The organism is Dechloromonas denitrificans (assembly GCF_001551835.1).
In the GTDB taxonomy this organism is placed as follows: Bacteria; Pseudomonadota; Gammaproteobacteria; order Burkholderiales; family Rhodocyclaceae; genus Azonexus; species Azonexus denitrificans.
This window is the reverse complement of record NZ_LODL01000035.1, coordinates 198,267-212,355: the sequence shown is the minus strand read 5'-3', so window position 1 is coordinate 212,355 and position 14,089 is coordinate 198,267. Positions and strand designations below refer to the sequence as shown.

At 63.4% G+C, this 14,089-nt stretch carries 13 protein-coding genes; 6 read left to right on the top strand and 7 right to left on the bottom strand.

What is annotated here, in order from left to right; all coding sequences use genetic code 11:
- Positions 1-42: 42 nt before the first annotated feature.
- From AT959_RS15760 to AT959_RS15750, 3 genes are all read right to left on the bottom strand, one after another.
- A complete protein-coding gene (locus AT959_RS15760; RefSeq protein WP_066885027.1) occupies positions 43-2,565 on the bottom strand; it encodes a DNA topoisomerase III in 2,523 nt (840 codons plus the stop codon).
- A gap of 79 nt (positions 2,566-2,644) precedes the next feature.
- Entirely contained in the window at positions 2,645-3,721 is a 1,077-nt protein-coding gene (dprA, locus tag AT959_RS15755) for a DNA-processing protein DprA (RefSeq protein ID WP_066885025.1), read from the bottom strand.
- Positions 3,718-4,755, bottom strand: coding sequence for a LysM peptidoglycan-binding domain-containing protein (locus AT959_RS15750; RefSeq protein WP_066885022.1), 1,038 nt, complete (start codon positions 4,753-4,755; stop codon positions 3,718-3,720). Before AT959_RS15750 ends, dprA begins: the two co-directional genes overlap by 4 nt.
- 142 nt (positions 4,756-4,897) lie before the next feature.
- Between AT959_RS15750 and def the strand changes: the two genes are divergently transcribed.
- Together def and fmt are read left to right on the top strand one after the other, a co-directional pair.
- Positions 4,898-5,401 (top strand): peptide deformylase, encoded by a 504-nt coding sequence (gene def / locus AT959_RS15745; RefSeq protein WP_066885019.1) that lies wholly within the window; start codon positions 4,898-4,900, stop codon positions 5,399-5,401.
- The gene (gene fmt, locus AT959_RS15740; protein WP_066885016.1) at positions 5,398-6,321 is read left to right on the top strand and encodes a methionyl-tRNA formyltransferase; all 924 of its coding nucleotides are present in this window, start codon (positions 5,398-5,400) and stop codon (positions 6,319-6,321) included. Before def ends, fmt begins: the two co-directional genes overlap by 4 nt.
- Before the next feature lie 8 nt (positions 6,322-6,329).
- On the opposite strand, the gene AT959_RS15735 is transcribed toward fmt, so the two are convergent.
- The 4 genes from AT959_RS15735 to AT959_RS15720 form a co-directional block, all read right to left on the bottom strand.
- Positions 6,330-6,680 carry a ribbon-helix-helix domain-containing protein gene (locus tag AT959_RS15735; RefSeq protein WP_066885014.1) on the bottom strand — a complete coding sequence of 117 codons (351 nt, stop codon included), beginning with the start codon at positions 6,678-6,680 and terminating at the stop codon, positions 6,330-6,332.
- Between the two features lie 48 nt (positions 6,681-6,728).
- Positions 6,729-7,310, bottom strand: a complete 582-nt coding sequence (locus AT959_RS15730) for a DJ-1/PfpI family protein (protein WP_066885011.1) — start codon at positions 7,308-7,310, stop codon at positions 6,729-6,731.
- Positions 7,311-7,408: 98 nt separating this feature from the next.
- Complete coding sequence (locus tag AT959_RS15725) at positions 7,409-7,828, bottom strand: S-adenosylmethionine decarboxylase family protein (RefSeq protein ID WP_066885008.1); 420 nt, start codon at positions 7,826-7,828, stop codon at positions 7,409-7,411.
- 9 nt (positions 7,829-7,837) lie between these two features.
- Positions 7,838-8,725 (bottom strand): S1/P1 nuclease, encoded by an 888-nt coding sequence (locus AT959_RS15720; protein WP_083518455.1) that lies wholly within the window; start codon positions 8,723-8,725, stop codon positions 7,838-7,840.
- A gap of 34 nt (positions 8,726-8,759) precedes the next feature.
- Here AT959_RS15720 and rsmB point away from each other — a divergent pair, with 34 nt between their 5' ends.
- Genes rsmB through AT959_RS15700 form a run of 4 tightly spaced genes read left to right on the top strand, consistent with a single transcriptional unit; the run spans position 8,760 to position 14,049 of the window.
- Entirely contained in the window at positions 8,760-10,019 is a 1,260-nt protein-coding gene (gene rsmB, locus AT959_RS15715) for a 16S rRNA (cytosine(967)-C(5))-methyltransferase RsmB (RefSeq protein ID WP_066885002.1), read from the top strand.
- Entirely contained in the window at positions 9,982-10,653 is a 672-nt protein-coding gene (locus tag AT959_RS15710; protein ID WP_066884998.1) for a DUF4390 domain-containing protein, read from the top strand. The genes rsmB and AT959_RS15710 overlap by 38 nt, the downstream gene beginning before the upstream one ends.
- On the top strand, positions 10,650-12,806 hold the full coding sequence (locus tag AT959_RS15705; protein ID WP_066884995.1) for a sensor histidine kinase: 2,157 nt from the start codon (positions 10,650-10,652) through the stop codon (positions 12,804-12,806). Before AT959_RS15710 ends, AT959_RS15705 begins: the two co-directional genes overlap by 4 nt.
- On the top strand, positions 12,784-14,049 hold the full coding sequence (locus AT959_RS15700) for a sigma-54-dependent transcriptional regulator (RefSeq protein ID WP_066884992.1): 1,266 nt from the start codon (positions 12,784-12,786) through the stop codon (positions 14,047-14,049). Before AT959_RS15705 ends, AT959_RS15700 begins: the two co-directional genes overlap by 23 nt.
- Positions 14,050-14,089 lie beyond the last annotated feature (40 nt).

Genomic DNA, 14,089 nt, shown 5'->3' with positions numbered 1-14,089 from the left:
CCCTGTCGTGGGACAAGAAAAAGGGGCCGTCGGCCCCTTTTCTTATTCTGCTTCGGCCGCCTTTTTCTTGGCCGGCGCCTTGGGCTTGGCGACCTTTTTCTCGAACTCGAAGCCAACCTTGCCATCCTTGGCGACCAAGTAGGCCGAGAACTTGCGGCGTGTGCGGTTGGAGACAAACTCCTTCAGCAGGTCGGTCTTGCCATCGTTAAGCAGTTTCTGCATCTGGGCCGGATCGATCGGCTGCTGCAGGATGATCTTGCCGGAGCGGAAATCGCAACTCTTGTCCGGGCCGACCGATTTTTCGCAGACGTAGGATGTGCCGTGGTCGTAGACGTTGCCGGTGCATTTCGGACACTTGCCGAGGCTGGTCTGCCCCGAGAAGTCCACCGGTTCGCTGTTCGCTTCGTCGGCCTTGTCCTGGCCAAAGTCGAATTCAGGCAGCTTTTCGTCGTTCAGCTTGATGGCGGCAGCAAAGGTGCGCCCCATCTTGTTGCGGAAGCCGGTCAGCGGGCCGATCTGGCCTTCGTTGATCAGGGTGTCGATTTCCGCCGGTTCGAACTGGCGGCCGGCGACGATCTTCCACAGCGAATAATCGCAGCCACCACACTGGAATTTCTTGTAGGTTTCGCGAATCTCACCGCCGCAGCGCGGGCATTTGGCGGTCAACACGCCGAAATCGCCGGGAATGGTGTCGCTGTCGAAAGTCTTGGCACGTTCGACCATGTGCCGGGTCATCTCGGCGATTTCACGCATGAACTCGTCGCGGGTGAATTCACCCTTTTCGATGCGGCCAAGCTTCCATTCCCAGTCGCCGGTCAGTTCCGGCTGGGTCAGTTCGTTGATGCCGAGGCCGTTGAGCAGCGTCATCAGCGAGAAGGCCTTGGCGGTCGGAATCAGTTCGCGGCCTTCGCGCAGCATGTATTGCTCGCCGATCAGGTTTTCGATGATCTGGGCGCGCGTTGCCGGGGTGCCGAGGCCGCGGCCGGCCATCGCCGCCTTCAGCTCCTCGTCGTCAACCATCTTGCCGGCGCCTTCCATGGCGGAGAGCAGGGTGGCTTCCGAGTAACGCGGCGGCGGCTTGGTTTCATTGGCCTTGACCGTGACTTCCTCGGTTTTGACCTTTTCATCCTTGTCGACCGCAACCAGGTTGCCTTCGGTGCCTTCCTGGCCTTCCTTGCCATGTACGGCCAGCCAGCCCGGATTGACCAGAACCTTGCCCTCGGTCTTGAAGGGCTGGCCTTCGACGCGGGTGATACGGGTGGTCACCATGTATTCGGCAGCCGGGAAGAACACCGACAGGAAGCGGCGGACGACGAAGTCGTAGAGTTTCTGTTCGACTTCATTGAGGTTCTTCGGTGCCTGTGGCGTCGGGATGATGGCGAAGTGATCGCTGATCTTGGCGTTGTTGAAAATGCGCTTGTTCGGCAACACCCAGTTGCGCGCCAGAATCTGGTGGGCAAACGGCGAATAGCGGGCCAACAGCACTTCATCGTGACCCTTGCCGGCACCTTCGCCGGTCAGGATGGTCAGGGTTTCCTTGACCGTCGGCAGGTAATCTTCCGGCAGGCAGCGCGAATCGGTCCGCGGGTAGGTCAGGACTTTGTGTTTTTCGTAGAGCGCTTGGGCGATCGACAGTGTGGTCTTCGCCGAGAAGCCGAAGCGAGCGTTCGCTTCGCGCTGCAGGCTGGTCAAGTCGAACAGTAGCGGCGACAGGCGGGTTTCCGGCTTGGCTTCCTCGCTGACGATGCCGGGCTTGCCGAGCGTCGCGGCACGGATCGCGTCGGCCCTGGCTTTTTCCCACAGGCGGTCGGCACGGGCGTGTTCGTCGTCTTCCTTCTTGAAGCCTTCATCGAACCATTTGCCGGTGTACTCGCCGGCCTTGGCAGCAAAACTGGCTTCAACTTCCCAGTAGTCGCGTGGTTTGAATTCGCGGATTTTCTTTTCACGTTCGACGACGATGGCCAGGGTCGGCGTTTGTACGCGGCCGACGGTGGTCAGGTGGAAACCACCGGTCTTCGAGTTGAAGGCTGTCATCGCCCGCGTGCCGTTGATGCCGACCAGCCAGTCGGATTCTGAACGGCAGACGGCGGCATCACCGAGGCCCTGCATTTCCTGACCATTGCGCAGGCGCGAGAAACCGTCGCGGATGGCGCCCTGGGTCATCGATTGCAGCCACAGGCGCTGGATTGGTTTGGTGGTCTTCGAGTGTTGCGCGATGTAATTGAAGATCAATTCGCCTTCGCGCCCCGCGTCACAGGCGTTGATCAGGGCTTCGACATCCTTGCGCTTGATCAGCTTGTTGAGCACCTTGAGGCGGGACTCGGTCTTTTCGATCGGCTTCAGCGCGAAGTGCGGCGGAATGACCGGCAGATGGGCAAAGGACCACTTGCCGCGCTTGACCTCGAATTCTTCGGGGCAGGATAGTTCGAGCAGATGGCCGACGGCCGACGAAATAACGTGCGTGTCGCTTTCGAAATAGTCGTCGTGCTTGGTAAACCCCCCCAGCGCCTTGGCGATGTCGGCGGCGACGGAAGGTTTTTCAGCGATGATTAGCTTTTTGGTCATGGGTTCTGCCTGATGAGTGCCGGGGCATGATAAGTGCCCTGCGAGCGGCTTGGCAAGCCATCTATATATATGCAGCGATTTAGTTGAGTCGCTGGTAGCGGTTGCCGGGCAAGGTCGCAACCAAGCCGGCCAATTCCAGGGTGAGCAGTTCGGTCAGCAAATACTCGATGCTCAGGCGGCTGCGTTCGACCAGATCATCCAAGCTGCACGGATCGTGGCCGAGGGCGGCGAGCAGTGCATTTTCTTCGGTAGCGGCTACCGGCAAGGTAGCCGTGGCAGGCTCGGCGATAGTGCCGAGTTCTTCCAGGACATCCATCGCCGTTTCGACCAATTTGGCGCCCTGTTTGATCAGTTTATGGCAACCGCGGGCGACTGGCGAATGAATCGAACCGGGAATGGCGAATACTTCGCGCCCCTGTTCGCCGGCCAGGCGGGCGGTGATCAGCGAACCGCTTTCCGGGGCCGCCTCAACCACCAGGACCCCGCAGGAGAGGCCCGAGATGATGCGGTTGCGGCGCGGAAAGTTGGAGGCGATGGCCGGGGTGCCGAGCGGGAACTCGGAGACGATGGCGCCTTGCTCGGCAATGGCCAGCGCCAGCTCCTTGTTGCGGGCGGGGTAAAGACGGTCGGCACCGGTACCGATGACGGCGATGGTGTTGCCACCGGCCGCGAGGGCGCCGCGATGGGCGGCGGCATCAATGCCGAGGGCCAGGCCGCTGATGATGCTCAGTCCCTTGCCGGCCAGCGCCTTGGCGAAACTTTCGGCCGTTTGCAGCCCCTGCGGCGTTGCATTGCGGCTGCCGACCATGGCCAGGCCCCGCTGGCGAAGCAGTTCAGCGTTGCCGCGGATGTAGAGGACACTGGGTGGGTCGGCGATTTCAAGCAGGGTGCTCGGGTAGGCCGAGTCTGCCAGGGTCAGGATGTGCTGGCCGGGTTGGCTGGCCCAGGCCAGGCTGCGGTCGATGGCCTCGGATGGGTCAAAATCGAACAGCAACTCGGCCCGCTCGCCGATGACGCTGCGGGCAGCCAAGCGGCCGGCCGAGAAAACGGCTTCCGGTAAACCGAAAGCGGCGAGAAGCTTTCTTTGCGTCTCGCCGCCGATGCCGGGAATCAGGGTCAGCCGCAACCAGGCGGCCAAGCCTTCGAATTCGTTCATGGATTCCGGGCAGAGTCGCCGACAATTACCGACTTCGAGGATTCGACGACCAGTGCATAGGCAACCCGGTCGAAGGTGCGGAAGACAAAGGCCAGTGCGTAGCGTTCTTCCGGAATCGATGTCGAGACGCGGCGCCCTTTTTCGTCAAAGCCCAGCGAAACCCGGTTGCGGAAGAGGGCGACGACATGGCCGACCTCCAGGCCGTCGTTCCGGCCCCGGTTGAAGGTGACGACCGAGCCTTTGCCACCTTCATTGACGCCGCCGTAAATCGACATCACTTTGGCGGCGACTTCCTGATCCGGGCGGTGTGGTGCGTAGGCGATGATATTGGCCGGCGGGGTCGGCAGCAGACGGTCGCCGCGCCCGATCTCTTCCTTGGCCAGGACGATGCGGACCACCGCTGGCTCACCAGGCTGGACCAGCTTGGCATTGCCGAGGAAGAAGGCCTCATGGCCGAGCACTTCGCCGGTTTCCGGATCTTTCAGCGGTTTACCCGGACGGAAGATGCTCCAATTGACGACGCTGACATCGTTAATCCCGGTAACGAAGGCGACGTCGCCATTGCCCATGAATGTGCGGTCTTCCTGCGAAGCAACGACGCGGGCGATGCCATCGTGGGCACCGGGTTCGATGACCAGCGGCTGCGATAGGAAGGCTTCGATGATGTTGGGCGGGATGCTCGGGATGACCTGCGGTAGGGCTTCGCTGTGTACCTGCGGCTGCAGCTTGCCGGTACCGCTGCCTGACTTGATGGCCTTGCCGATGCGCAGGCGCGGGGTGGTGCCGGAACGGTCGAGAATGACGACATCGCCCGGATAGATCAGGTGCGGATTCTTGATTTCGGCCTTGTTCATCTGCCAGATTTCCGGCCAGCGCCAAGGCTGCTGCAGGAATTTTCCGGAAATGGCCCACAGGGTATCGCCGGGAACAACGATATGGCGGTCGGGCGGGTTGTCCACGAGCTTGAGCGGCTCTTGAGCGGATGCGCAGACGGCCGTCACGGCCAGGATGAGCGCGGATATAATGCGAACCATAGTCGTAACCTCTCGTGCCGCTGGAACAAGGTGCGAATAACGCTGTCTGAGCAGCATCCGGCAACCCGCTCCAAATCTCGGGAATTGCTTGAGATTCTGCACGTAATAACCTAATCGAGCAAGCTTTTCCTCCTTTTTACATATGGCACTTCTACCCATTTTGCGTTTCCCCGATGTCCGTCTGAAAAAAGTCGCGGCACCGGTTTCAAATATTGACGAAAGCATCCGTAAATTGGTCGCCGACATGGCTGAAACCATGTACGAAGCGCCGGGCATCGGGTTGGCGGCGACGCAGGTCGATGTCCATAAGCAGGTGGTTGTCATCGACATTTCGGAAGAGAAGAACGATCTGCGCGTCTTCATCAATCCGCGCCTGGAAAACCACGATGGGAGCCAGACCGGCGAGGAGGGCTGTCTGTCGGTGCCCGGCATCTACGATAAGGTCGAGCGGGCCGAGCGGGTCACCGTGCATTACCTCGATCTCGACGGCAAGCCGCAGTCGCTGGCGGCCGATGGTTTGCTCGCCGTTTGCATTCAGCATGAACTCGATCACCTGAATGGCATGGTCTTTGTCGATCACCTGTCGCAACTGAAACAGGCGCGCATCAAGAACAAGCTGGCCAAGCAGGCGCGCGTCACCGCATGAAGCTGATCTTTGCTGGAACCCCGGAGTTTGCCGCGCAGGCTCTGCAGGCAATTATCGACGCCGGTCACCAGGTGGCGCTGGTCCTGACCCAGCCAGACCGCCCGGCCGGGCGGGGCATGACTCTGCAGCCGTCGCCGGTCAAGAAGCTGGCCCTGGAACATGGCATCGAAGTTTTTCAGCCGCTGACGCTGAAAGAGACGGTGGCCCAGGAGAAGATCGCAGCCGTCGGCGCCGAGGTCATGGTGGTGGCGGCTTACGGCCTGATCCTGCCGCAAGTCGTGCTCGACCTGCCACGCTTCGGCTGCATCAACATCCATGCCTCATTGTTGCCGCGCTGGCGCGGCGCGGCGCCGATTCAACGCGCCTTGCTGGCCGGCGACGCCGAAACCGGTGTCTGCATCATGCAGATGGAGGCCGGGCTGGATACCGGCCCGGTGCTGTTGCGCGGCGCCTTCCCGATTGCAGCAGCCGATACGACGGCGACCTTGCACGACCGTCTGGCTGAACTGGGTGGCCGACTGGTTGTCGAGGCCTTGGCCAAATTGCCGCTGCCAGCTGAAACTCAGCCGGTGGAGGGCATCACCTACGCGCACAAGATCGAAAAAGCCGAGGCGCTGATCGACTGGTCGAAAAGTGCGGCCGAACTGGATCGCCATATCCGTGCTTTCAATCCCTTTCCCGGCGCGCAGGCCATGCTTGGCGGACAGACCGTCAAGTTGTGGCAGGCCAGCCCGGTGGCCGGGCAGGGTGAAATTGGCCAGATTCTGGTGGTCGACCGCAGCAGTGTCGTCGTGGCCTGCGGCAGCGGCGCGCTGGCCGTCAGCGAATTGCAGAAAGCCGGTGGCAAGCGCTTGCCGGTGCAGCAATTTCTCGCCGGCAGTCCGCTGAAGGTCGGCGACCGTTTCGATATCCTTCCTTGAAGCTGCGCTCAGGCGGCGCCGAGGCTGCGTGATAGGTGTTGCGCCGCCGTCGGTAGGGTGCCGACGACGGCCAGGCTGGGCCGTTCGCCCGCTTTCTGGTGACGCAAAGTCAGGTAGCGCAGGCAGGTGACGCGCAGGAACGAGGCGAAGTTCTCGACCTCGCCGCGGTAGGCTTCGATTTCGTCGTAGAGCTTGGCGATCAGCTGGTTGGTCGTCATGCCCTCGTTACCGGCTAGTTCGGCCAGGATCTCCCAGAACAGGTTTTCCAGCCGGATCTTGGTGACGAAGCCGTGGATGCGCAGCGAGCGGGCGCGCGACTCGTAGAGCATGGGGTCGGCTTTGACGTAGATTTCACACATGGCGCCTCCTGGTCGGATCGGGCAGCCGCCGGCTGCCCGTGCAGCATATCAAAGCGTGATACGGGTACCGAGAACCTGCAGGAACTTGGCCAGCCAGTCCGGGTGGGCCGGCCAGGCCGGGGCGGTGACCAGGTTGCCATCGACGTGGGCCTGGTCGACCGGGATTTCGGCGTAGTTGCCACCGGCCGACCGCACTTCCGGCGCGCAGGCCGGGTAGGCGCTGCAGGAGCGACCGCTCAGCACGCCGGCGGCGCTAAGCAATTGAGCGCCGTGACAGATGGCGGCAATCGGCTTGTTGCGGTCGGCAAAGTGGCGGACCATGGCCAGCACCTCGGGGTTCAGGCGCAGGTATTCCGGGGCGCGGCCGCCGGGAATGACCAGCGCATCGTAATCCTCGGCCTTTATGTCGGCGAAGCTGGCATTGAGCGTGAAGTTGTGGCCAGGCTTTTCGCTGTAGGTCTGGTCGCCTTCGAAATCGTGGATCGCGGTACGCACCGAATCGCCGGCCTTTTTGCCCGGACAGACGGCGTGCACCGCATGACCGACCATCAGCAGCGCCTGGAAGGGCACCATGGTTTCGTAATCCTCGGTGTAGTCACCGGTAATCATCAGAATTTTCTGGGCAGCCATTTTTGTCTCCTTGGTTGTCGTTCGGCGCCTGGCGGAAATGCCGGGGCGCTGTCATGCATTGTCTGGAGAATTGCCGGGCGGCGGGTAGCAGCCGGTTGCTACGCCGGGTCGGGCGGGGCTGGGTCGATGATCTGCTCGCGAATGCCAAGCTGGCCGCGTTTGACCTCGATGCGCTCGGTTCGGGCCGGGGCAAAGGCGGCGATGACGTCGCGGAAGAGGGCATGGGCGCTTTCGCTGTTGTCGCCACTGAAATTACAGACGTACACATCGAGGGTGACCGCGCCGATTTCCGGCCAGGTATGCAGCGCGAGGTGGGACTCGGCGAGGACGACGGTGCCGGTGACCCCGGCGGCCTCGCCGTGGGCATCGCGAAATGGATGGAACAGGCGGCCGACGACGGTCAGACCGTGCCGCGTGCAGGCTTCGACACAAAACACCTCAAGGCCGGGACCATCGAGCAAGAAGCCCGGTGGACAACGGCAGTCGTGCAGGTCGGCAATGAGGTGGATTCCGTGCATGGCGTGATTTTATGACGTTCCACGTGAAACGCGCTGGGCGAAAATGCTTTCCAGCAAACGGCCCAAGCGGTAGCCGGCTTCGACCAGGCGGCGCTGGGCAATGGCGCGCGCCTGCTGGTGAAACTCCTCACTGACGATCGGCAACAGGCTGCCGGTCGCCGGCGGATAGGCCGCCGCGAGCAGGCGGTGGCTTTCGTCCCGCCATTGCGCGACCGTACCTTGGGCCGGAGCCGGGTAGGTGTCGAGCAGGCGGGCGGCGTTATTGTCCAGTCGTTTGCCGCGCAGCCAGGGCGGGCCGGGCAGGTCGTCCCAGTAAACATGCAGGCTGGTGAACGGTAGGCGCTTGTTGAACGGGTTCTCGATTTCCAGTTCGGTGCCGCCTTCATCGTCATGGCGGCCGACATGCAGCGGCTGATGGATGTCGCCGACCAGGTGAATGAGCCAGGGCAGGGCGTAGGAAATTTGCTCGATTTGGGCCGTCGACCGCAGGACTCGGCTGAGTCGCTCGATCTGCTTGTCCAGTTCGCCTTTGCGGGGTTTGCCGTCGGCGCCGAGGTCGACGTAATGCCAACGCTTGTGGCGTGCCGTGTCGCTCAGGCCGGGTAGAGGCGGCGTCGCCGGTTCGCGCTGCTCGTCGTAAAAGCGTGGGTCGTTGCGGATATCGTCCGGCCAGGTCGCTGCCTCGGCAAAGAGGGCGCCGGCTTCGTCGCTGCGCGCCCGGTCGCGCCAGCGCAGGTGGTCCGGATGCTGACTGAGTGCCTCGGCGATGACTGCCTGCGTGCGCGGCGATAGCTGCTGCCAGGCGATGGCCGCCGTCAGCCGGTGGCCGGCTGCGTTCCAGGCCTGTGCCAGGGGGGCGGCCAGCAGAAGGGACAGGGCAATGAGCATTCGGCGCATGGCGGCATTATGCCCCGTGCGATAATCGCGGCCTATGTCCAGACTGCCGCCCAATTCCCTGGGGTTTGCCCTGCTGCAAGCCGCCCGCATCAACACTGCCGTTTTCGCCGGGCAAAGCCTGGCCGACGGCCTGCTCGCCCGCGTCGACCCGGTAGCCCGGCCGGCCGTGCAGGATCTCGTCTATGGCAGCCTGCGCCGCTATGGCCGGGGTGATTTCTTCCTCGGTCGCCTGCTCAGCAAGCCGCTGGCCGAGCCGGAAGTGCGAGCCCTGTTGCTGGTCGCCATCTACCGGCTGGAAACGCGGCCCGATGCCGCGCATACCGTGGTCGATCAGGCCGTCAGCGCGGCCGGCGAGCTGGCTGAAGGGCATTTGCGCCCGCTGGTCAATGGTGTGCTGCGTAACTTCCTGCGCCAGCAGACGGCCTTGACGGCCGCGCTGGTGGAAGATCCGGTCGCCCAGTTCCAGCACCCGGACTGGTGGCTGGCCCGCTTGCAGGCGGCTTATCCGGCAGACTGGCCGGCCATCGTCGCCGCCGGCAACGCAGCGCCGCCGATGGCGTTGCGCGTCAATCAGCGGCGTTGCCAGCGGGCCGACTATCAGGCCCGGCTGGCGGCCGCAGGAATTGCCGCGACGGCGGTCGGCGAGGCCGGGCTGGCGCTCGACAAGCCGGTGCCGGTCGACCGGTTGCCCGGTTTTGCCGATGGCCTGGTTTCGGTGCAGGACCCCGGCGCCCAACTGGCCGCCAGCCTGCTCGACCCGCGCCCGGGCAGTCGGGTCCTTGATGCCTGTGCCGCGCCAGGCGGCAAGACGGCGCATCTGCTGGAGCGGGCAGAACTCGATCTGCTGGCCCTCGATCTGAAACCCTCACGTTGCAAGCGGGTGACTGAAAATCTGGCCCGCCTAGGCCTGAGCGCCGCGATCAAGGCTGCCGATTGCGCCAAACTGAATACCTGGTGGGACAGCGAGCCCTTCGATGCGGTGCTGGCCGATGTGCCGTGTACGGCGAGCGGTGTCGTGCGCCGTAATCCGGATGCCAAGTGGCTGCGCCGGGAAACCGACATCGCCAGTTTTGCCGCGGCCCAGTCGCGCATCCTCGACGCCTTGTGGCAGGTCGTCCGGCCCGGGGGTAAACTGCTTTACGCGACCTGCTCGGTCTTCCCGGCCGAAAATGGCCTGCAGATCGACGATTTTCTCGCCCGCCAGCCGCAGGCCCGCCGTTGCCATGAGGAACAGCTTTTACCGACTGCCGAACACGATGGCTTCTTCTACTGCCTGCTCGAAAAGCTTTCTTGACCAGCTGCGACTGAGTTTGCGCTGCTGGCTGGCGCTGCTCTTTTTCGTGCCAGCGGTAGCGTTGACCGCCGAGATCGAGATCGCCAATCCGCAAATCACGCTGGGCGACGACGGCTACATTCTGGCCGCCGATTTCAATTTCGACCTGAATCCGCGCCTGGAAGAGGCGGTGACCAAAGGCGTCGTGCTGCATTTTGTGGTTGATTTCGAACTTTCCCGACCGCGCTGGTACTGGCTCGATGAAAAACTCGGCACGCGCAGCCAGACTTTCCGGCTCTCCTACCATGCGCTGACCCGGCAATATCGGTTGTCCACCGGCGCCCTGCACCAGTCTTTTTCGACCCTGTCCGAAGCGCTGCGCATGCTGTCGCACCTGCGCAACTGGCTGGTTATCGACAAGGCAGACAAGACGGTGCGCCCTGGCGAACCTTATCAGGCGGCGCTGCGCCTGCGCCTCGACATCACCCAGTTGCCGCGCCCCTTCCAGATCTCCGCGCTCGGCAACAAGGAGTGGAGCCTGAATTCGGACTGGAAGCTGTGGCCGGCAGTCCTGCCGGTTGCGCTGCCGGTTGCGGCGCCCAGTCCGGCTCCGGCGGCGGTAACGCCCCAGCCGCTTCCGGCGGAGGCCAAGTGAAGCGTTTTGTCGCCATAGGCGGGGCTCTGGCAGCGGCAGTCGGCGGCATACTCTGGTTCCTGCTGCTGATGTCGACGGCGGCCGACACCGTCATTTTTTCCCGCAACTACCCGCTGCTGATCGGCCTGAACATCGTGCTGGCCGTCGGCATGGTCGGCCTGGTCGGCTGGCAGTTGCGTTCGCTGTGGCGTGACTATCAGGCGCAGGTCTTCGGTGCCCGCCTCAAGCTGCGCCTGATGCTGATGTTCGGGGTCATCGCCGTGCTGCCCGGGGCGCTGGTCTATGGCGTCTCGGTGCAGTTCGTTACTCGTTCGATCGAAAGCTGGTTCGACGTGCGCGTCGAAAAGGCGCTCGAATCCGGCCTGCAACTCGGCCGCTCGGCGCTCGATTCGCTGCTCGCCGATCTCAGCGACAAGGCGCACAGCATGGCCACCGAGTTGTCGGATATCAAGGAAGTATCGCGGCGCTCGGCGCTGCTCCGCTTGCGCGAGGAAAAGGGCGTCCAGTCGGCGGCACTGTTCTCGGTCGGCGGCCAGTTGCTGTCGAGCGCGACCAGCGAACTGAGCAGCCTGCTGCCCGAACTGCCGAGCCAGAGCCAGCTCAAGCAGGCGCGCAGTTCGCGCGCCGTGACCTCGGTCGAAGGTGAGGGCGGCAAGCTCTACCTGCGCGTGCTGGTTGCGGTGGCGGCGCGCGACGTCTTCGAGGAGCCGCGCATCCTGCAACTGACCCATCCGGTGCCGCCCAGCCTGGCGCACGACGCCGATGCGGTACAGGCGGTCTATCGCGATTACCAGGAATTGCAGCTGGCCCGTCAGGGGCTGACCCGGATTTACGCGCTGACCCTGACCTTGACCGTGCTCGTCGCGCTGTTCGGCGCCTTCGCGCTGGCCTACGTGATGGCCCGCCGGCTGGCGGCGCCGCTCTACATTTTGGCCGAAGGGACGCAGGCGGTGGCGCAGGGCGACTTTTCACCGCGCCAGGCGATCTACAGCGGCGACGAACTGGGCATCCTGACCCAGTCCTTCAACCAGATGACCCGCCAGCTCGACGATGCCCGGCGCGAAACCGAGCGCCACCGGGCCGAACTGGAGTCGGCGCGCGGCTATCTCGAATCGATCCTCGCCAATCTGTCGGCTGGGGTGCTGGTTTTCGACCGTCGCTTCGTGCTGCGCACCATCAACGAAGGGGCGCTGACCATCCTGAACGACGATTTCTCCGGGCTGATCGGCGAATCGGTCGAAAATTGGCCGCGTCAGGGCATCATGGGTCAGTTCATCCGCGAACATTTCGCCAGCACCGAAGAAGCCGAATGGCAAGGCCAGCTCGAACTCGAGCGGCCGAACGGCATGCCGCAGGTGCTGTTGCTGCGCGGCTCGCGCCTGCCGGAAGCGAGCGGCGGCGGCGATGTCGTCGTCTTCGACGATGTGACCCGGATCATCGCCGCCCAGCGCAGCGCGGCCTGGGGTGAAGTCGCCCGTCGGTTGGCCCACGAGATCAAGAATCCGCTGACGCCGATCCAGCTGTCGGCCGAGCGCCTGCAGTTCAAGCTGGCCGGCAAGCTGGCCAATGGCGACGCCGACATGCTGGCCCGGGGCACGCAAACCATCATCAACCAGGTGCAGGCGATGAAGCGGATGGTTGACGACTTCCGCGACTACGCGAGGATGCCGGCTCCGGAAGTGGCGCCGCTCGACCTCAACGGGCTGATCGGCGAGGTGCTTGGTCTTTACGAAAGCTCGTCGGCACGTATCGAAACCCGGCTGGCCGAACATCTGCCGCCGGTGCTCGGCGACGCGACCCAATTGCGGCAGATCATCCACAATCTGCTGCGCAATTCCGAAGATGCGCTGGAAGGGCGGGGCGAGACCTGCATCGAGATTTCCACCGAAACGGCCGGCCGTTGCGCCCGGTTGCAGATCGCCGACAACGGCCCCGGCTTTCCGGCCGAACTGCTGCCACGCATCTTCGAACCTTATGTCACGACGAAGGCACGCGGTACCGGCCTTGGCCTGCCCATCGTCAAGAAAATTGTCGAAGAACACCTGGGCACCATTGAAATCAGCAATGCACCGGAGGGTGGTGCGCGGATCGATATCCGCCTGCCCCTGGTGAAAGAAGAGGAAGCCAAAAATGGCAATCATTCTGGTCGTTGACGACGAAGTCGGCATTCGCGAACTGCTCTCGGAAATCCTGATCGACGAGGGCTACGACGTCCGCTTGGCGGAAAACGCCACGGCAGCCCGGCAGGTCCGCCTTGAACTGCGCCCCGATCTGGTCCTGCTCGACATCTGGATGCCGGATACCGACGGCATTTCCCTGCTCAAGGAATGGCATGCCGGCGGCCATCTGAACATGCCGGTGGTGATGATGTCGGGACACGGCACGATCGATACCGCGGTCGAGGCGACCCGCTTCGGCGCTTTCGATTTCCTGGAAAAGCCGATCGCGCTGCAGAAGCTGCTGTCGACGGTGCAGAAGGCGCTCAAGCACGATGCGCCGCCGCAGCGCCTGCCGCTGACCCTGGAAGCCTTTGGTCGCTCCGCCTTCGTCAAGGAGTTCAAGCGGCGTCTGGAGCAGGCGGCTGCCAAGTCGCCCTTGCTGCTGCTCAAGGGGGCGACCGGCGGCATGGCGGAAATCTGCGCCCGCACGCTGCAACCGCCGCGCGCCCCGTGGCTAGACCTGTCCAGCGTGAGCAGTGCGCTGACCCAGGAGATGCTGGAGAAAGTCAGCGGCGGCCTGCTGTTTGTGCCCGATCTGTCGGCCCTCGGCAAAATGCAGCAAATGAATCTGGCCTATGCGGTCGACCGCCTGGATAAGCTCAATTTGCAACTGGTCGCCGCCATTGCCCGGCCGCTACCAGCCTTGCTCGAAGCCGGCTGGGATAACAAGCTGGTCACCCGCCTCGGCGAGATCTGGATTGCCATGCCGTCGCTGGCCGGCCATGCCGACGAATTGCCGGAGATCGCCAGCCTGCTGCTGACCAATTTCGTCGAACGCGGCGAAGTCCAGCCGCGGCGCTTTTCGACCGGGGCGCTCAACGCCTTGCGCACGTTGCCCTGGAAAAACCTGCCGGAAGCGAGCTGGACCGATCTCTACGGCCTGGTGCGCAATCTGGCGTTGACCGCGCTCGACGAAGAGATTTCGGCCGACGACGTGACCCGCGTCATGCCGCGTGACGAGGGCGGCAGCCGCGAACTGGCCTCGCTGTTGCCGCTGCTCGAACAGCCCTTGCGCGAAGCGCGCGATGCCTTCGAAAAACTGTATTTCGAGCACCACCTGCGGCTGGAGGGTGGCAATATGACCAAACTGGCCGAGCGTTCCGGCCTGGAGCGGACGCACCTGTACCGCAAGTTGAAGCAACTTGATGTAAAACTCGGCAAGCGCAGCGAGGAATAAGGCCGCTCGGCCAGCGGTAGGCTTGGGGGAGCCTTCCGGG